This is a genomic window from Citrobacter sp. Awk 4, from assembly GCF_028069725.1.
Lineage (GTDB): Bacteria > Pseudomonadota > Gammaproteobacteria > Enterobacterales > Enterobacteriaceae > Citrobacter_D.
Window position 1 is genome coordinate 15,152 of sequence record NZ_JANEWG010000036.1, and the last position, 17,124, is coordinate 32,275.

20 protein-coding genes are annotated in these 17,124 nt (G+C 52.0%); 16 read left to right on the plus strand and 4 right to left on the minus strand.

Translation table 11 applies throughout. The annotated features are described in order from the left end of the window. The first annotated feature begins 40 nt into the window (after positions 1-40). The 3 genes from NNO04_RS15455 (at position 41) to sstT (ending at position 3,775) form a co-directional block, all read left to right on the plus strand. The gene (locus tag NNO04_RS15455; RefSeq protein ID WP_271445436.1) at positions 41-1,039 is read left to right on the plus strand and encodes a Gfo/Idh/MocA family protein; all 999 of its coding nucleotides are present in this window, start codon (positions 41-43) and stop codon (positions 1,037-1,039) included. Positions 1,040-1,311: 272 nt separating this feature from the next. Further along, complete coding sequence (locus NNO04_RS15460; RefSeq protein WP_271445437.1) at positions 1,312-2,280, plus strand: TerC family protein; 969 nt, start codon at positions 1,312-1,314, stop codon at positions 2,278-2,280. Positions 2,281-2,533: 253 nt separating this feature from the next. Continuing rightward, entirely contained in the window at positions 2,534-3,775 is a 1,242-nt protein-coding gene (gene sstT / locus NNO04_RS15465; RefSeq protein WP_271445438.1) for a serine/threonine transporter SstT, read from the plus strand. Positions 3,776-3,790: 15 nt separating this feature from the next. Here the strand turns inward: sstT and NNO04_RS15470 are convergent, their stop codons facing one another. From NNO04_RS15470 to uxaC, 3 genes are all read right to left on the minus strand, one after another. Further along, positions 3,791-4,345: a YgjV family protein gene (locus tag NNO04_RS15470; protein WP_271445439.1), complete on the minus strand. Its 555-nt coding sequence runs from the start codon at positions 4,343-4,345 to the stop codon at positions 3,791-3,793. A gap of 76 nt (positions 4,346-4,421) precedes the next feature. Next, the gene (locus NNO04_RS15475; protein ID WP_271445440.1) at positions 4,422-5,909 is read right to left on the minus strand and encodes a UxaA family hydrolase; all 1,488 of its coding nucleotides are present in this window, start codon (positions 5,907-5,909) and stop codon (positions 4,422-4,424) included. A 14-nt stretch (positions 5,910-5,923) separates the two neighbouring features. After that, on the minus strand, positions 5,924-7,336 hold the full coding sequence (uxaC, locus tag NNO04_RS15480) for a glucuronate isomerase (RefSeq protein WP_271445441.1): 1,413 nt from the start codon (positions 7,334-7,336) through the stop codon (positions 5,924-5,926). Between the two features lie 474 nt (positions 7,337-7,810). Between uxaC and NNO04_RS15485 the strand changes: the two genes are divergently transcribed. The 11 genes from NNO04_RS15485 (at position 7,811) to NNO04_RS15535 (ending at position 15,136) form a co-directional block, all read left to right on the plus strand. Next, the gene (locus NNO04_RS15485) at positions 7,811-9,112 is read left to right on the plus strand and encodes an MFS transporter (protein ID WP_271445442.1); all 1,302 of its coding nucleotides are present in this window, start codon (positions 7,811-7,813) and stop codon (positions 9,110-9,112) included. A 132-nt stretch (positions 9,113-9,244) separates the two neighbouring features. After that, the gene (exuR, locus tag NNO04_RS15490) at positions 9,245-10,021 is read left to right on the plus strand and encodes a transcriptional regulator ExuR (RefSeq protein ID WP_271445443.1); all 777 of its coding nucleotides are present in this window, start codon (positions 9,245-9,247) and stop codon (positions 10,019-10,021) included. A gap of 347 nt (positions 10,022-10,368) precedes the next feature. Beyond that, a complete protein-coding gene (gene yqjA, locus NNO04_RS15495) occupies positions 10,369-11,031 on the plus strand; it encodes a DedA family general envelope maintenance protein YqjA (RefSeq protein WP_271445444.1) in 663 nt (220 codons plus the stop codon). A 3-nt stretch (positions 11,032-11,034) separates the two neighbouring features. Continuing rightward, complete coding sequence (gene mzrA / locus NNO04_RS15500; RefSeq protein ID WP_271445445.1) at positions 11,035-11,418, plus strand: EnvZ/OmpR regulon moderator MzrA; 384 nt, start codon at positions 11,035-11,037, stop codon at positions 11,416-11,418. Positions 11,419-11,565: 147 nt separating this feature from the next. After that, positions 11,566-11,934 (plus strand): DUF1090 domain-containing protein, encoded by a 369-nt coding sequence (locus NNO04_RS15505; RefSeq protein WP_271445446.1) that lies wholly within the window; start codon positions 11,566-11,568, stop codon positions 11,932-11,934. Between the two features lie 41 nt (positions 11,935-11,975). Next, a complete protein-coding gene (locus tag NNO04_RS15510) occupies positions 11,976-12,281 on the plus strand; it encodes a DUF883 family protein (protein WP_162379426.1) in 306 nt (101 codons plus the stop codon). A gap of 2 nt (positions 12,282-12,283) precedes the next feature. Continuing rightward, a complete protein-coding gene (locus NNO04_RS15515) occupies positions 12,284-12,682 on the plus strand; it encodes a phage holin family protein (protein WP_271445463.1) in 399 nt (132 codons plus the stop codon). Further along, positions 12,679-12,978 (plus strand): YqjK-like family protein, encoded by a 300-nt coding sequence (locus NNO04_RS15520; RefSeq protein WP_271445447.1) that lies wholly within the window; start codon positions 12,679-12,681, stop codon positions 12,976-12,978. The genes NNO04_RS15515 and NNO04_RS15520 overlap by 4 nt, the downstream gene beginning before the upstream one ends. A gap of 219 nt (positions 12,979-13,197) precedes the next feature. Next, positions 13,198-13,590, plus strand: a complete 393-nt coding sequence (locus NNO04_RS15525; protein ID WP_271445448.1) for a DoxX family protein — start codon at positions 13,198-13,200, stop codon at positions 13,588-13,590. 71 nt (positions 13,591-13,661) lie between these two features. After that, positions 13,662-14,648 carry a glutathione S-transferase family protein gene (locus NNO04_RS15530; protein ID WP_271445449.1) on the plus strand — a complete coding sequence of 329 codons (987 nt, stop codon included), beginning with the start codon at positions 13,662-13,664 and terminating at the stop codon, positions 14,646-14,648. Between the two features lie 122 nt (positions 14,649-14,770). Then, a complete protein-coding gene (locus tag NNO04_RS15535; protein WP_271445450.1) occupies positions 14,771-15,136 on the plus strand; it encodes a DUF805 domain-containing protein in 366 nt (121 codons plus the stop codon). Between the two features lie 39 nt (positions 15,137-15,175). Here the strand turns inward: NNO04_RS15535 and yhaJ are convergent, their stop codons facing one another. Then, positions 15,176-16,072: a DNA-binding transcriptional regulator YhaJ gene (gene yhaJ / locus NNO04_RS15540; protein ID WP_271445451.1), complete on the minus strand. Its 897-nt coding sequence runs from the start codon at positions 16,070-16,072 to the stop codon at positions 15,176-15,178. Between the two features lie 104 nt (positions 16,073-16,176). Here yhaJ and NNO04_RS15545 point away from each other — a divergent pair, with 104 nt between their 5' ends. After that, entirely contained in the window at positions 16,177-16,878 is a 702-nt protein-coding gene (locus tag NNO04_RS15545; protein WP_271445452.1) for a pirin family protein, read from the plus strand. Positions 16,879-16,903: 25 nt separating this feature from the next. Beyond that, positions 16,904-17,065, plus strand: coding sequence for a hypothetical protein (locus NNO04_RS15550; RefSeq protein WP_271445453.1), 162 nt, complete (start codon positions 16,904-16,906; stop codon positions 17,063-17,065). Positions 17,066-17,124: the final 59 nt, after the last annotated feature.

The window sequence follows — 17,124 nt, forward strand, 5'->3', positions numbered from 1 at the left end:
CATTGGCGCAAGAATCCCTTTATGGAGCCTGAAGGCGTTTATGATACGTTTCGCTGTTATTGGCACAAACTGGATCACCCGCCAGTTTGTCGATGCCGCTCATGAAACCGGCAAATATAAGTTAACCGCAGTCTATTCCCGCAGCCTCGAGCAGGCACAAGCTTTCGCTAACGACTATCCCGTCGAACATCTGTTTACCTCGCTGGACGCCATGGCGCAAAGCGAGGCGATTGACGCGGTCTATATTGCCAGCCCAAACTCACTGCATTTTCCCCAGACCCGGCTCTTTCTCAGCCACCAAAAACATGTGATCTGCGAGAAGCCGCTGGCATCGAATCTGGCTGAGGTTGAAGCGGCTATCGCCTGCGCCCGCGAAAATCAGGTCGTGCTCTTTGAAGCCTTTAAAACGGCCAGCCTGCCCAATTTCCAGCTGTTGCAACAAGCCTTGCCGAAGGTGGGGAAAATACGTAAGGCGTTTATCAATTACTGCCAGTACTCCTCGCGTTACCAGCGTTATCTGGACGGTGAAAACCCCAACACCTTTAATCCGGCGTTTTCAAATGGCTCGATCATGGATATCGGCTTTTATTGCCTGGCGTCTGCCGTCGCCCTCTGGGGCGAACCTCAGGGCGTGCAGGCTTCTGCCAGCCTGCTGGAAAGCGGCGTTGATGCCCACGGCGTCGTGGTGCTGAATTACGGTGATTTCAGCGTGACCTTGCAGCACTCTAAGGTCAGCGACTCTGTACTGGCCAGCGAAATTCAGGGGGAAGCCGGTTCTCTGGTGATTGAGAAAATCGCCGAGTGTCAGAAAGTCTGCTTTATCCCACGCGGCGGCAAAACGCAGGATCTTACGGTGCCTCAGCATATTAATACTATGCTCTATGAAGCAGAGACCTTTGCGCATTTGATTGAAACGCATGAGGTGAACCATCCCGCTCTGGAAGTCAGCCGCATGACCGCGAAACTGCAAACGGAAATTCGTCGCCAGACGGGAGTGGTATTCCCGGCGGATAATCAAAACCCGGCAGCCATTGCGTAAATCAATGTAAAACAGATGTAACAGGCCATTGACTGACAGCATGGCCTGTCATATTTTGTAACCTGCAAAGGGGAGTAACTTCATTGCCGGTGGATCGTCATTACGATGTGTGAAAAACCACATCCGGTCACCGGGCAACAAAACAGGAATGCGTCGTCGTATTCCTGTTTTGTTGTAAGTGAGACCTTGCCGGAAGGCGAGGTCTATGCATATAAAAAGCAACGGCTGGCGTCTTCTGACGTTGGCCGTTTTTTTATGTGTAAGGAAATTTTATGAATACTGTCGGCACACCGTTGTTATGGGGCGGATTCACTGTCGTTGTGGTGATTATGCTGGCTATTGATCTTCTGCTTCAGGGGCGTCGTGGCGCACACACGATGTCGATGAAGCAGGCGGCGATCTGGTCCCTGGTCTGGGTAACACTCTCATTATTGTTTAACGCTGTATTCTGGTGGTATCTGGTTCAAACGCAGGGACGTGCGGTTGCCGATCCGCAAGCGCTGGCGTTTCTGACCGGTTATTTGATCGAAAAATCGCTGGCGGTGGATAACGTCTTTGTCTGGCTGATGCTGTTCAGCTACTTCTCTGTCCCACCTGCGTTGCAGCGTCGGGTGCTGGTCTATGGCGTACTGGGTGCGATCGTGCTGCGTACCATCATGATCTTTGCCGGAAGCTGGCTGATCACACAGTTCGAGTGGTTGCTGTATGTGTTCGGCGCCTTCCTGCTGTTTACCGGTGTAAAAATGGCGCTGGCGAAAGAAGATGCGTCCGGCATCGGCGACAGACCGGTGGTCCGCTGGCTGCGTGGGCATCTGCGCATGACCGATACTATCGAGAATGAACATTTCTTCGTGCGTAAGAACGGCCTGTTGTTCGTGACACCGCTGATGCTGGTGCTGATTCTGGTTGAACTGAGCGACGTCATTTTCGCCGTCGACAGTATCCCGGCTATCTTTGCCGTCACGACCGATCCGTTCATTGTGCTGACCTCTAACCTGTTCGCTATTCTGGGTCTGCGTGCGATGTACTTCCTGCTGGCAGGGGTCGCGGAGCGCTTCTCAATGCTCAAATATGGTTTGTCGGTCATCCTCGTGTTCATTGGTATTAAGATGCTGATTGTCGACTTCTATCATATTCCTATCGCCATCTCGTTAGGTGTGGTGTTTGGGATCCTGACCGTGACGCTGCTCGTTAACGCATGGGTAAACCATCAAAACGATAAGAAACAGCAAGCGCAGTAATCTCCCCAGGCCCGGCAGCATGCCTGTCGGGCCAACAAATACGTGTTTCGCAGGCCGGTAAACGTAGCGCCCCCTGGCAATGCGTAAACAAATAGTTAAAAAATATGATGCAGCACGTAAATTTCAGCATTTTACGCTTCCCCAGAACGCATCTTTCCTTATACTCACACAGGCAAACATTTATTACATCCGGGCATAAACGTAACAAAGAGTACGTTCCAGGGTGGACGCAATATCACTTAAGGAAATCTCCATGAAGTCATCAACTTCAGGCCTGCTCGTGCGCCTGTCGCAAGGTAGTCTCGTAAAACAAATCCTCATAGGTTTGGTGCTCGGCGTTTTGCTGGCGCTGGTGTCTAAACCTGCTGCAGAAGCGTCGGGCCTGCTGGGAACGCTGTTTGTTGGCGCCCTGAAGGCCGTAGCTCCTGTACTGGTGCTAACGCTGGTTATGGCGTCTATTGCCAATCATCAACAAGGTCAGAAAACCAATATCCGTCCGATTCTGTTCCTGTACTTGCTGGGAACATTTTCTGCTGCCCTGGCAGCGGTCGTGTTCAGTTTTGCATTTCCATCAACGCTGCATTTAACCACTGGCGCAGGCGATATCGTACCGCCCTCTGGAATTGTAGAAGTGTTACGCGGCCTGCTGATGAGCATGGTTACCAACCCTATTGATGCCCTGCTCAATGCTAACTACATTGGTATTCTGGTCTGGGCCGTGGGTTTGGGCTTTGCGTTTCGCCACGGTAATGAGACGACAAAAAATCTCGTTAATGACATGGCGAACGCCGTGACTTTCATGGTGAAACTGGTTATCCGTTTCGCCCCTATCGGTATCTTTGGTCTGGTATCGTCCACGCTTGCCACGACCGGTTTTGCGACGCTCTGGGGCTACGCTCAACTGCTGGTCGTGCTGATTGGCTGCATGTTGCTGGTCGCGCTGGTCATTAACCCGCTGCTGGTATTCTGGAAGATTCGCCGTAACCCATATCCGCTGGTCATGGCCTGCCTGCGCGAAAGCGGCATCTATGCCTTCTTTACCCGCAGTTCTGCCGCCAATATCCCGGTAAACATGGCGTTGTGCGAAAAGCTGAACCTGGACAGAGATACCTACTCTGTCTCTATCCCGCTAGGCGCGACCATCAATATGGCTGGGGCAGCAATCACCATTACCGTCCTGACATTGGCTGCGGTTCACACACTGGGCGTTCCGGTGGATCTCCCGACTGCGCTGTTACTGAGCGTGGTTGCTTCTCTGTGTGCATGTGGTGCATCTGGTGTGGCGGGTGGCTCTCTGCTGCTGATCCCGCTGGCGTGTAATATGTTCGGTATCCCTAACGATATTGCCATGCAAGTGGTCGCTGTCGGCTTCATCATCGGCGTACTGCAGGACTCCTGCGAAACGGCGCTGAACTCGTCGACTGACGTCCTGTTCACCGCAGCAGCCTGCCAGGCTGAAGACGAACGTCTGGCGAACAACGCACTGCGCGGTTAATCTGTTCCCCCTCCGTCAACGTGCGGAGGGGGTTTTCTGCGACGCCGCATTCTCCATCCTGAAAGGATCAATACCGCGTTTTTGCATGCGTCTGAAGCGGATGATATTGAGACCATTGAAAACCAAAAAGCTGCCCTCAATAAGCGTACCGCCAATCGATCCCAACCAGAAGTTATGAATGACCCAGCAGGCTGTGGCACACCACATCACGCAACGCACGGTTAACCCTTTGCAGCGAAACAGCGCCCAGGTACTGGCAAGCGTACCCGCAATAGGCAACAGTTCCATCGCATGTTGTAGTTTCGCCAGACCAAGAACCAGCGTGAGCAGGATGAAAACGGTCATCACCCAAAGTCGCCGGGTATACATCGAAATGAGTGTACGTACGGTGTTAAGTTCTGCGCTCATCCCGGCAGGGATGGCTCCCATCAAAAAGAAATGCACACCAATAGTGGCGCTATAGACGGCAAGCTGAAGTTTGAAACGGCGCTCGTCGCGGTTGAAAAAAGTGGTAATACCAATCAGAAAGGCGATGACCCCAACGCCCTGAGCCAACCAATACGCGGTCATGATAGTTCCTGTAGACAGGCAAAAAGAAACGGCGCCTCATTATATGAAACGCCGTTTCAATTTTAAAGCTATCGTTTTATAACGTCACGCCGCTTTTGAAGATCGCCAGTTCCCGGAAGTCATTACGCTCATTGCAGGTCTGCTTACCGTTGGCAAAATCAACGATCGTATCGACGAACTCATCGAGCAGTTGCGGCATCGCTTTGCCGTGGATCAGTTGCCCTGCATCGAAATCGATCCAGTGCTTTTTCTTCGCCGCCAGTTCGCTGTTTGTGGCGATTTTCACTGTCGGAACAAAACCGCCGTATGGCGTGCCGCGACCAGTACTGAACAGCACCATGTGGCAACCCGCCCCCGCCAGCGCACTGGTAGCAACCGCATCATTACCCGGAGCACTCAGCAGATTAAGGCCCGGCGTTTTAAGACGCTCACCGTAGCGCAGAACGTCCATCACCTGGCTGGAACCCGCTTTCTGGGTGCAGCCCAGCGATTTATCCTCAAGCGTAGTAATACCGCCCGCTTTGTTGCCCGGCGAAGGATTCTCGTAAATCGGCTGGTCATGGGCAATGAAGTACTGTTTGAAGTCATTGACCATAGTGACCAGTTTTTCAAACGTCTCTTCATCACGGCAATGCGTCATCAGCAATTGCTCCGCGCCAAACATTTCCGGCACTTCTGTCAATACGGTCGTGCCGCCATTGGCAATCACGTAATCGGAAAAGCGTCCTAACATCGGGTTGGCCGTGATACCCGACAGACCATCTGAACCACCGCACTCCAGACCGAACTTCAGTTCGCTCAGTTTGCCCGGTTCGCGCTTGTCGTGGCGCATCACGTTATACAACTGATGGAGATGCTCAATGCCCGCTTCCACCTCATCATCCTGCTGCTGGCAGATCATAAAGTGAACGCGATCGGCATCAAACTCGCCCAGCGTTTCGCGGAAGGCATCCACCTGGTTGTTTTCACACCCCAGACCAATCACCAGCACCGCTCCGGCATTCGGATGACGCACCATATTTTGCAGCATAGTGCGGGTATTGATGTGATCGTCACCCAACTGAGAACAGCCATAGGTATGGCTAAAGAGGAACACACCGTCAGTACCTTCGGCGTCGTTGGTCTCCTTCAGGAAACGAGTCTGCATCTGGCGTGCAATACCGTTCACGCAGCCGACTGTCGGTAAAATCCACAATTCGTTGCGCACCCCCACCTCGCCGTTTGCGCGGCGATAGACCTGCACATCGCGATCGGCAGGCTGCGCTTCTTCGGCCTGAAAATCGGGTTGATAGCGATACTCGTCCAGATCGCTCAGATTAGTACGGGTATTGTGGGCGTGAATATGCTCCCCCACCGCAATGTCCGCCAGCGCATGACCGATCGGCAGACCATATTTAATAACGTTTTCGCCTTTTGCGATCCGGCTTAACGCAAATTTATGGCCGCGGGCAATGTCCTGGCAAAGCGTCACGATGTGGTTATCAATGTTGACTTCTGTACCCTGCGCCAAATCGGCCAGGGCAACAGCAACGTTATCCAGCGAATGGATCCTGATGTATTGCATATCAACCCCAGACCTTAGTTCAGTTCAATAGCGAAGTAGTCACGTGCATTGTTAAAGCAAATATTGCGCACCATCTCACCCAACAGTTGGATATCCGCCGGCGCTTCGCCAGCCGCTACCCAGCGGCCAATCATCTGGCAGAGGATGCGACGGAAATATTCGTGACGGGTGTAAGACAGGAAGCTGCGGCTGTCGGTCAGCATGCCGACAAAGCGGCTCAACAGGCCAAGCTGCGCCAGTTGGGTCATCTGACGTTCCATGCCGTCTTTCTGGTCGTTGAACCACCAGCCGGAACCGAACTGCATTTTGCCCGGCATTCCTTCGCCCTGGAAGTTACCGATCATCGTGCCCAGCACTTCGTTATCGCGCGGGTTCAGACAGTAGAGGATGGTTTTCGGCAGCAGGTTCTGCTCGTTCTGTTTGCTCAGCAGCTTAGAAAGTTCTTCCGCCATCGGACGGTCATTGATGGAGTCAAAACCGACATCTGCGCCCAACAGTTTGAACTGACGCTGGTTGTTATTACGCAGCGCGCCAATGTGGTACTGCTGTACCCACTCGCGACGTGCGTATTCTGCACCGAGGAACACCAGTACGGCCGTTTTAAACTGCGCCACTTCGTGCTCGCTCAGGGTTTCACCGGCCAGGCGACGTGCCAGGATGCTGTCCAGCTCCGCTTCGCTCGCGTCAGCGAACATCACGACGTCCAGCGCGTGGTCGGAGACTTTACAACCGTGTGCAGCGAAGTGATCCAGGCGTTTGGTCAGTGCGGTTTGCAGGTCAGTGAAACAACGAATATCAGTATCGGAGACTTCACCCAGCTTCGCCATGTAATCGTTAAAAGTGGCCTGCTCAATGTTGAAGGCTTTATCCGGACGCCAGCTCGGCAGCACTTTGATGGAGAAGGTCCTGTCTTTCGCAACCGTTGCATGGTGCTCCAGAGTGTCGATCGGGTCATCGGTGGTACCGACCATTTTCACGTTCATCTGCTGCATGATGCCGCGCGCGGAAAATTGATCCTGCGCCAGCAGTTCGTTGCACTGGTTCCAGATTTCGTTAGCGGTAGACGGAGAAAGCAGTTTGCCAGTGATGCCAAACGGACGACGCAGCTCGAGGTGCGTCCAGTGGTATAACGGGTTGCCGATAGTATGCGGAACGGTCGCCGCCCAGGCATCAAACTTCTCACGATCGGAGGCGTCGCCGGTACACAGGCGTTCAGCGACGCCGTTGGTACGCATAGCACGCCACTTGTAGTGATCGCCTTTTAGCCAGATGTCATACAGGTTGTTAAAACGGTGGTTTTCAGCGATTTGCTGCGGCGGCAGATGGCAGTGGTAGTCGAAGATGGGCTGGTCTTTCGCGTAATCATGGTACAGACGTCGGGCAAATTCGGTGTCCAGCAGAAAATCTTCAGTCATAAACGGAGTCATTTATCGTCTTCCTCTCAACGAGTGCGTCAGATTGCTTATGTTTAGATGCTGCAAAGTTATCACACCAATTTACCGGCGCTGAAGATATTTTCGTGAGATAGATCAATAAACCTAAACAATTAAATTCCCCGCAACGGAGCAAACTGCCCTCCACACCGCACCACGACTGGCCTGGCGGAATCAAAATAATGTCCCTACTAAGATTCATACTTTTGTGATGTCACTCACCTTTTAAAGCTGTATGACAAGTTATCTTCTTGCCGTCGCGATATATAAGCCGACTTAATATAAAAATTTTGATGGTTCGCCATCAAATTAACCGGTACGGAAACCGAATTAGCACGATGACTTACATGGCAAAGTTCGGGGAGTATCTCATTTTACGGTTACCCCCTTTCGTTAAAGAACATCTTCCGCCCCGAGCAGGAAGATAGCCGCATCCCTTGCGGAAATAACAAAACGATGAGGTTTTACATGCGTAAAATTAAAGGATTACGTTGGTACATGATCGCACTGGTGACATTAGGCACCGTGCTGGGTTACCTGACACGTAACACGGTCGCCGCCGCGGCGCCAACGCTGATGGAAGAGTTGCACATCTCCACCCAACAGTACTCCTATATCATCGCAGCCTATTCTGCTGCTTATACCGTAATGCAACCTGTCGCGGGCTACGTACTGGATATACTCGGTACGAAAGTGGGCTACGCGATGTTCGCCGTACTGTGGGCTATTTTCTGCGGTGCGACTGCGCTGGCAGGAAGCTGGGGCGGTCTGGCCCTGGCCCGTGGTGCCGTCGGCGCCGCTGAAGCGGCGATGATCCCGGCCGGCCTGAAAGCCAGTTCTGAATGGTTCCCGGCAAAAGAACGTTCCATTGCCGTGGGATATTTCAACGTCGGTTCCTCAATTGGCGCGATGATAGCGCCACCGTTGGTGGTCTGGGCGATCGTCATGCACAGCTGGCAAATGGCGTTCATTATCTCCGGCGCGCTGAGCTTTATTTGGGCGATGTCATGGCTGGTTTTTTACAAACACCCTCGCGATCAGAAAAAACTGTCTGACGAAGAACGCGACTACATCATTAATGGTCAGGAAGCACAGCACCAGGTAGGGGCGGCGAAGAAAATGTCCGTTGGCCAGATCCTGCGTAACCGCCAGTTCTGGGGTATTGCACTGCCGCGTTTTCTCGCAGAACCGGCGTGGGGTACCTTCAACGCATGGATTCCGCTGTTCATGTTTAAAGTTTACGGCTTTAACCTGAAAGAGATCGCCATGTTCGCCTGGATGCCAATGCTGTTTGCCGACCTGGGCTGTATCGTTGGGGGTTATCTGCCGCCGCTGTTCCAACGCTGGTTTGGCGTGAATCTGATCGTTTCCCGTAAAATGGTCGTCACTATGGGGGCATTTCTGATGATTGGTCCGGGCATGATCGGCCTGTTTACCAGCCCTTATATCGCGATCGCGCTGCTTTGCGTTGGCGGCTTTGCTCACCAGGCGCTTTCCGGCGCACTGATTACGCTCTCTTCCGATGTCTTTGGTCGTAACGAAGTGGCGACAGCAAATGGCCTGACCGGGATGTCCGCCTGGATGGCGAGTACGCTGTTTGCGCTGGTGGTTGGCGCACTGGCCGACACCATTGGTTTTAGCCCGCTGTTTGCCGTGCTGGCTGTATTCGACCTGCTGGGCGCTCTGGTCATCTGGACCGTACTGCAAAACAAACCAGCGAATGATACGCCTTCAGGCGAATCGCTCAACGAACCTGCTCCACAAAATTGACCTGACGCATTCAGTCATGAATTACCGCCAAAGCCGCCTGGAAACAGGCGGCTTTTTCATCGGTACAAGTAGAGCCAGGCTCGTAAAAGTGGTATAACAAATGTTGTCTGCCGTATCATGCCTGGAGCGCATATGGAAATCACCGAACCACGACGTTTGTATCAACAATTAGCTGCTGACCTTAAAGAGCGTATCGAAAAAGGCGCTTATCACGTGGGCGAAAAACTGCCTGCAGAGCGATTTATTGCCGATGAAAAGAATGTCAGCCGCACTGTGGTTCGTGAAGCCATCATCATGCTGGAAGTTGAAGGCTATGTTGAAGTGCGTAAAGGTTCCGGTATTCACGTCATTTCAAACCAGCCAAGGCACTATGTTGCGCCAGACGAAAACCTTGAGTTCGCCAGCTATGGTCCGTTTGAGCTACTCCAGGCTCGACAACTCATCGAAAGTAATATTGCCGAATTTGCTGCTACCCAGGTGACTAAACAAGACATCATGAAGTTGATGCAAATTCAGGAAAATGCGCGTAACGAAAAATGTTTCCGTGACTCCGAATGGGATCTCCAGTTTCATGTACAGGTCGCACTGGCCACACAAAATACCGCCCTGGCCGCCATTGTTGAGAAAATGTGGACTCAGCGCGTGCATAACCCGTACTGGAAGAAACTTCACGATCATATCGATCTCCGCACGGTGGATAACTGGTGCGACGACCATGATCAGATCCTGAAAGCGCTGATTCGCAAAGATCCCCACGCGGCCAAACTGGCAATGTGGCAGCATCTTGAGAATACAAAACAGATGCTATTCAATGAAACCAGCGACGATTTTGAGTTCAACGCCGACCGTTATCTTTTTGCGGAAAATCCGGTCGTTCATCTTGATACTGCGGCCAACGCCACAAAATAAACACTCTAACGTCGGCAGGCGCGATGATGCGCCTGTCAGCGATTATTCAGTAAGCGTAAGGTATAAAGTGTCAGCCTGTGTAAATCCTCTCGCCACCCTCCTTTGCGATAAGCAAAATCAGCGTGTATCGGCGGCAATTTCTATAACGGACTACGTTGACCTTTGTTACACTTAGATGTTTTTTAAATTATGTGTGTTAGTGCTTGCTCACTTCAAAACTTAACAGGGAATTGTGCAAGCCGTGATGTTGCACCCTACAGCGACCCATACGAAAAAACGAAGAATGTCGCAATGTTGCAAACTCCAGAAAACCGGCATGACGATAACCGATTCTCCAGGAATACTGAATGGAACTTTTGACCCAATTGCTGCATGCCCTCTGGGCTCAGGACTTTGAAACACTGGCCAATCCTTCCATGATTGGCATGCTTTATTTAGTCTTATTTATGATTTTGTTCCTGGAAAACGGGTTGCTTCCTGCTGCCTTTTTACCTGGCGACAGCCTGTTGGTTTTGGTCGGCGTACTTATTGCAAAAGGCGCCATGGGATTCCCACAAACGATTCTGTTACTTACTACCGCAGCCAGCTTAGGCTGCTGGGTCAGTTATATACAGGGTCGATGGTTAGGCAACACCCGAATCGTACAGAACTGGCTGTCTCATTTACCTGCGCACTATCACCAACGCGCGCACCACCTTTTCCACAAGCATGGCTTATCGGCATTATTGATCGGCCGTTTTATCGCCTTTGTGCGCACATTACTGCCTACTATCGCTGGTTTATCTGGCCTCAATAATGCACGTTTTCAGTTCTTCAACTGGATGAGCGGCTTATTGTGGGTGCTTATTCTGACCACCCTGGGCTACATGCTGGGTAAGACGCCCGTCTTCCTGAAGTACGAAGATCAGCTGATGTCGTGCTTGATGTTACTTCCCGTAGTCCTGCTGGTGTTTGGGCTGGGAGGTTCGCTGGTGGTGCTGTGGAAAAAGAAATACGGTAATCGAGGGTAAGTGATGCTGAAACCACGCCTGACGCTTCGACAACTGGGCTGGACAACGTCATTTTTGGTGCTGCTGACCGTACTGATTCTGGTGTGGTCGGCGATTCGTCAACAAGAGTCGACGCTGGCTATCCGCGCGATTAATCAAGGCACCAGCATGCCGGATGGTTTTTCAATCTGGCATCATCTGGACGCCAATGGCATTCGTTTCAAAAGCATCACCCCGCATAACGACACCTTACTGATCACATTCGACTCCCACGCCCAAAGTGCAGCAGCCAGGGCGGTGTTAGTCAGAACGTTGCCCCGTGGTTACATCATTGCCCAACAAGATGGCCAAAACCCAGCGGTGCAGTGGATTTCCCGTTTACGAGATACCCCGCTTCGCTTCGGATAATTTCAAACAATCCGAATCATATCACTCACTTTGGTGATTTCGCTGTTTACTGGCTATGATTAAGTGAGCGGGCACATCACCCGCTGCTTTATTATTTGGATCATCGCGCCCGAAGAATGGGTACGAATCACAATGGAAGGTTCAAGAATGAAATACCGCATTGCTTTAGCTATAACCCTTTTCACGCTCAGTGCAGGCAGCTACGCCAACCCCCTCTGTCAGGAAAAAGAGCAAGATATTCAGCGGGAAATCAGCTATGCCGAGAAGCACAACAACCAGAACCGCATAAACGGTCTGAATAAAGCCCTCAGTGAAGTCAGAGCAAACTGTAGCGACAGTCAATTACGTGCTGACCATAAGAAAAAAATCGCAGAACAGAAAAAAGAGATTTCTGAACGTCAACGTGACTTAGCAGAGGCGAAGCAAAAAGGCGATGCGGATAAGATTGCAAAACGCGAACATAAGCTTGCCGAAGCTCAGGAAGAGCTGAAAAAGCTGGAAGCTCGCGACTACTGATTTATCTGTAACAATCACTACTCACTCACCTGGAGAAAACTATGTCGAATGATAACACTACGGAACATCTGCGCGCTGAGTTGAAATCCCTGGCCGATACGCTTGAAGAGGTGCTCAGTTCCTCTGGCGATAAGTCAAAAGAAGAGCTGAGTAAGATTCGTAGCAAAGCCGAGCGCGCGCTGAAAGAAAGCCGCCACCGTCTGGGGGAAACCGGAGACGCCATTGCGAAGCAGACCCGCGAAGCCGCGGCCCGCGCCGATGACTATGTTCGTGAAAATCCGTGGACGGGCGTCGGCATCGGCGCTGCAGTAGGTGTCGTGCTGGGCGTGCTGCTGACGCGTCGTTAATGATGGCGGATTCTCATCAAACACAAGGACCGGGTAAAAGCGTTCTCGGTATTGGTCAGCGAATTGTCACTATTCTCGTTGAGATGGTGGAGACCCGTTTGCGACTGGCGGTTGTTGAGCTGGAGGAAGAAAAAGCCAACCTCATCCAGCTGTTGCTGATGCTGGGTCTCACCATGCTTTTCGCTGCTTTCGGTCTGATGAGCCTGATGATTCTTATCATCTGGGCCGTGGACCCTCAGTATCGACTCAATGTCATGATCGCTACGACAGTGGTGTTGCTGGTGATGGCGCTGATCGGCGGAATCTGGACGTTACGCAAGGCGCGTCGCTCTACCCTGTTGCGCCACACACGACGCGAACTGGCGAACGACAGACAAATCCTTGAGGATGATGCCCAATGAGCAGCAAAGTCGAACGCCAAAAGCGTAAGGCATTACTGCTTAGTCAGATCCAGCAGCAAAGGCTGGATCTGTCTGCCAGCCGTCGGGAGTGGCTTGAAACGACCCGTGCTTACGATCGCGGCTGGAACACGCTGCTTAATCTGCGTTCATGGGCGCTGGTCGGAAGCAGCGTGATGGCCATCTGGACACTTCGTCACCCCAACAGACTGGTGCGTTGGACGAAACGAGGATTCGGTCTCTGGAGCGCCTGGCGTTTGGTTAAGTCGACGCTGCGACAGCAACACTTACGCGGTTAACGTAGTCACATCTCAAGCCTGATAACGCTTCGCTTATCAGGCTAAATACCCTTCTTCTTCGCATCACTCAAATTTTTTGAAAAATACTGACAGTTTTCCTTGCTAACAATTGTCATTAGCCACGTTTATGATTCCCTCCATCGACAGCAACGACGTGCTTTAACGCGTAATAGCATAAAAAACATAATCAGCAGCCTGAGTGGTTTCCTGGAGAGTAAAATGAAAAAATTAGAAGATGTTGGTGTACTGGTAGCGCGCATTCTGATGCCAATCCTGTTTATTACCGCAGGGTGGGGAAAAATCAGCGGATATGCGGGTACCCAACAGTATATGGAAGCGATGGGCGTCCCTGGCTTTATGTTGCCGCTGGTGATTCTGCTTGAGTTTGGCGGCGGTCTGGCGATCCTGTTTGGTTTCCTGACCCGTACGACTGCACTGTTTACTGCGGGCTTTACACTGTTAACGGCATTCTTGTTCCACAGCAACTTTGCCGAAGGCGTCAACTCGCTGATGTTCATGAAAAACCTGAGCATCTCCGGCGGCTTCCTGCTGCTGGCTATCACGGGTCCGGGCGCATTCAGCATCGACCGCGTGCTGAATAAAAAGTGGTAAGCGCACTATAATTAAAAATCAAAAAACGAGGAGTCAGTCTCCTCGTTTTTGCTATCCGGAGGAGAGAGAAAATGGGACAACTGATTGACGGCGTCTGGCATGATACCTGGTATGACACCAAATCTACCGGCGGGAAATTTCAACGTTCTGTATCGGCTTTCCGTCACTGGCTCACCGCGGATGGCGCACCGGGTCCGTCTGGCAACGGGGGTTTTGCCGCTGAAAAAGATCGCTATCATCTGTATGTATCGCTTGCCTGCCCCTGGGCGCACCGCACGTTAATTTTACGTAAGCTCAAAGGTCTGGAACCGTTTATATCGGTATCTGTCGTCAATCCGTTGATGCTGGAAAACGGCTGGACGTTCGACGATAGCTTTCCCGCAGCGACCGGCGATACGCTCTATCAGCATGAATTTCTCTACCAGCTCTACCTGCATGCCGATCCGCATTACAGCGGTCGCGTCACCGTGCCAGTGTTGTGGGATAAAAAGAATCACACCATCGTCAGTAACGAATCGGCGGAAATTATCCGCATGTTCAACACGGCGTTTGACGCGCTGGGTGCAAAAGCAGGTGATTACTACCCTCCGGAACTGCGCCCTGAAATAGACGCGCTGAACAGCTGGATTTATGACAATGTGAACAACGGCGTTTATAAAGCCGGTTTCGCCACCAGCCAACAGGCTTATGATGACGCCGTGACCCACGTCTTTGACTCGCTGGCGCGCCTGGAGCAAATTCTGGGGCAACATCGCTATCTGACCGGCGCCAGGTTAACGGAAGCTGACATCCGGCTGTGGACGACATTAGTGCGCTTCGATCCGGTATACGTGACGCACTTCAAGTGCGACAAGCACCGTATCAGCGACTACCTGAATCTGTACGGCTTTTTGCGCGATATTTATCAAATACCGGGTATCGCGGAAACGGTCAATTTCGACCATATTCGCCACCACTATTTCCGCAGCCACAAAACCATCAACCCAACCGGCATTATTTCTGTCGGCCCGTGGCAGGATCTTAACGAACCTCACGGGCGCGACCTTCGTTTTCGCTAGTTTACAGGGCACCCATCAGGGTGCCTTATTTATTAGTACTTCAAACATTTACCACTTTTCCATTCGCAGCTATTCTTGGTTCGAGTACTTTGAAAAAGTGATTGACCACGATTGAGGAAAAAATGGACTGGTATTTAAAAGTATTAAAGAACTACATCGGTTTTGGCGGCCGTGCGCGCCGCAAAGAGTACTGGATGTTTGTTCTGGTCAACGGCATCTTCACAGTGGTCCTGGCGGTACTGGACAAGATGTTTGGCTGGGAGGGCACTGCGGGAGAAGGCACACTGACCACCATTTATGGGGTTCTGATATTTTTACCCGGCTTAGCGGTACTGTTTCGCCGTCTGCATGACTCAGACCGCACAGCATGGTGGCTATTGATATTACTCATCCCCATCATCGGCTGGCTGGTCATTTTCGTCTTCACCTGCCAGAGCGGCGTGTCGGGCGAAAACCGTTTCGGACCGGATCCGAAGCTTAACGCCTGATGTCATCAACGCACCTCTTCTCAGAGGTGCGTTTCACCTTTACTTTCCGGCAAACAGTTTGGGGATCTCCCGCAGACACCAGGACTTCGCTTCTCCCATGCTGTCACGTCGCCACGCCATAATAATATCGATTTCGTTGGTCGATTCCGGGCTGACAACGCGTAACCGCCCTTCGGCAATATCCTGCTCCACCAGCGGATACGGCATCGTTGCAACGCCAAGTCCAGCCAATAACGCCTGACGCTTATCCTCAATGGTGCTCACCGTCAAACGAGGCTGTTTATCCAGAAGCTGAACGGTTAACACCGGACGCTCACGGGCGGTATCCGCCACCGCAATCCCACGATATTTGACGCGCGTGACTTCCGATAAAGGTTCAGGTTCCTGATGAATCGGGTGATCAGGCGCTGCCACATACACGTTCATCAGGGTGTACAGCTTACGGGAATTAATTTCTGAAGATGAACGAAAATGCATATCCGGTGCGATGACAATATCGGCACGCCCCTGCTCCAGACGTTCCCATGCGCCCGCCAGTACTTCGGTGATCACCGAAAGCTGGGTATTCGCTTTACCGGCCAGCCTGTCGATAAGCGGGAAAAATGCCGACGTCGGCACCAGAGCTTCTGTCACCAGCGTCAGATGCGTTTCCCAGCCACGCGCCAGCGCTTCCGCATCCGTCGTGAGCTTGTCAGCGGCTTCCAGCAGTACCCGCCCGCGTTCCAACAACATACGCCCGACATTGGTGAACTTGGTCCGGTGACCAGAACGGTCAAACAGCACCACATCCAGTTCTTCTTCCAGTTTTTGCATGGTATAGCTGAGCGCAGACGGCACGCGCCCCAGTTCATCCGCCGCAGCGGCGAAGCTGCCACGCCTGTCGATCGCATCCATTACACGTAACGCTTCAAGCGTTAACGCCCTTTCTTTGGCCATATCGTTCTCATTCAGGAAATTTGAACATACCGGGCAGAATATCTGGCTAACAATGCAGCGTCCAGCCCCTTAACATAAAAGGAAGTAAAGAGAGGTCAAGAATTATGATTACTACCCGAACAGCCAAACAATGCGGCCAGGCAGATTATGGATGGTTGCAGGCCCGTTATACCTTTTCTTTTGGACACTACTTTGACCCCACACTGTTGGGATACGCCTCGCTGCGCGTCCTGAACCAGGAAGTCCTTGCGCCAGGCGCCTCTTTCCAGCCGCGCGCCTATCCGAAGGTGGATATTTTAAATCTGATTCTGGAAGGCGAAGCAGAGTATCGCGACAGCGAAGGCAACCATGTTCAGGCGAAAGCGGGAGACGCATTACTGCTCGCCACCCAGCCGGGCATCAGCTACAGCGAGCACAATCTCAGTAAAGAGAAGCCGCTGACCAGAATGCAGCTGTGGCTTGACGCCTGTCCTGAAAGGGAAAATGCGCTGGTACAAAAAACCGCGCTAACCCTGGGCAAGCAGCAACTGATCGCGTCCCCGGACGGCGCGCAGGAAAGTCTGCAACTGCGTCAACAAGTATGGGTGCACCACATCATGCTCGAAAAAGGTGAATCCGTGAGTTTTCAACTGCATGGCCCACGCGCCTACCTGCAATCAATCCACGGCACGTTCCATGCGCTGACGCATAACGAAGAAAAAGAAGCGCTAACCTGCGGTGATGGCGCATTTATTCGTGATGAAGCTAACATAACGTTAGTGGCTGATACTCCATTGCGCTCATTGCTGATAGATTTGCCTATATAGTCTGGAAAAACAAGGGAGTATGACTATGAGCAAAAAGTCGGCTAAAAAGCGTCAAGCCGTATCAAAAAATAGCGAGCAGAAAACCGTGAGCAAACCTGCCCCGTTTGGTTATGAAGAGATGTTGACCGAGCTGGAAGCAATTGTCGCTGATGCCGAAATCCGGCTGGCGGAAGAAGACGCCGCCTGACAGCCCGATAAGCACAACGCCATCGGGGAGCCAGGTGGCAAATGGCCGGATGGTGACGC

Bases quoted from the DNA above. Each gene is read 5' to 3' on its own strand.
- NNO04_RS15460 (WP_271445437.1), top strand. From the start codon at position 1,312: ATGAATACTGTCGGCACACCGTTGTTATGGGGCGGATTCACTGTCGTT.
- NNO04_RS15545 (WP_271445452.1), top strand. From the start codon at position 16,177: ATGATTACTACCCGAACAGCCAAACAATGCGGCCAGGCAGATTATGGA.
- NNO04_RS15550 (WP_271445453.1), top strand. From the start codon at position 16,904: ATGAGCAAAAAGTCGGCTAAAAAGCGTCAAGCCGTATCAAAAAATAGC.
- NNO04_RS15510 (WP_162379426.1), top strand. From the start codon at position 11,976: ATGTCGAATGATAACACTACGGAACATCTGCGCGCTGAGTTGAAATCC.
- sstT (WP_271445438.1), top strand. From the start codon at position 2,534: ATGAAGTCATCAACTTCAGGCCTGCTCGTGCGCCTGTCGCAAGGTAGT.
- NNO04_RS15455 (WP_271445436.1), top strand. From the start codon at position 41: ATGATACGTTTCGCTGTTATTGGCACAAACTGGATCACCCGCCAGTTT.
- NNO04_RS15530 (WP_271445449.1), top strand. From the start codon at position 13,662: ATGGGACAACTGATTGACGGCGTCTGGCATGATACCTGGTATGACACC.
- uxaC (WP_271445441.1), bottom strand. From the start codon at position 7,336: ATGACTCCGTTTATGACTGAAGATTTTCTGCTGGACACCGAATTTGCC.
- NNO04_RS15470 (WP_271445439.1), bottom strand. From the start codon at position 4,345: ATGACCGCGTATTGGTTGGCTCAGGGCGTTGGGGTCATCGCCTTTCTG.
- NNO04_RS15520 (WP_271445447.1), top strand. From the start codon at position 12,679: ATGAGCAGCAAAGTCGAACGCCAAAAGCGTAAGGCATTACTGCTTAGT.
- NNO04_RS15535 (WP_271445450.1), top strand. From the start codon at position 14,771: ATGGACTGGTATTTAAAAGTATTAAAGAACTACATCGGTTTTGGCGGC.
- NNO04_RS15475 (WP_271445440.1), bottom strand. From the start codon at position 5,909: ATGCAATACATCAGGATCCATTCGCTGGATAACGTTGCTGTTGCCCTG.
- exuR (WP_271445443.1), top strand. From the start codon at position 9,245: ATGGAAATCACCGAACCACGACGTTTGTATCAACAATTAGCTGCTGAC.
- yqjA (WP_271445444.1), top strand. From the start codon at position 10,369: ATGGAACTTTTGACCCAATTGCTGCATGCCCTCTGGGCTCAGGACTTT.
- NNO04_RS15505 (WP_271445446.1), top strand. From the start codon at position 11,566: ATGAAATACCGCATTGCTTTAGCTATAACCCTTTTCACGCTCAGTGCA.
- mzrA (WP_271445445.1), top strand. From the start codon at position 11,035: ATGCTGAAACCACGCCTGACGCTTCGACAACTGGGCTGGACAACGTCA.
- NNO04_RS15525 (WP_271445448.1), top strand. From the start codon at position 13,198: ATGAAAAAATTAGAAGATGTTGGTGTACTGGTAGCGCGCATTCTGATG.
- NNO04_RS15515 (WP_271445463.1), top strand. From the start codon at position 12,284: ATGGCGGATTCTCATCAAACACAAGGACCGGGTAAAAGCGTTCTCGGT.
- NNO04_RS15485 (WP_271445442.1), top strand. From the start codon at position 7,811: ATGCGTAAAATTAAAGGATTACGTTGGTACATGATCGCACTGGTGACA.
- yhaJ (WP_271445451.1), bottom strand. From the start codon at position 16,072: ATGGCCAAAGAAAGGGCGTTAACGCTTGAAGCGTTACGTGTAATGGAT.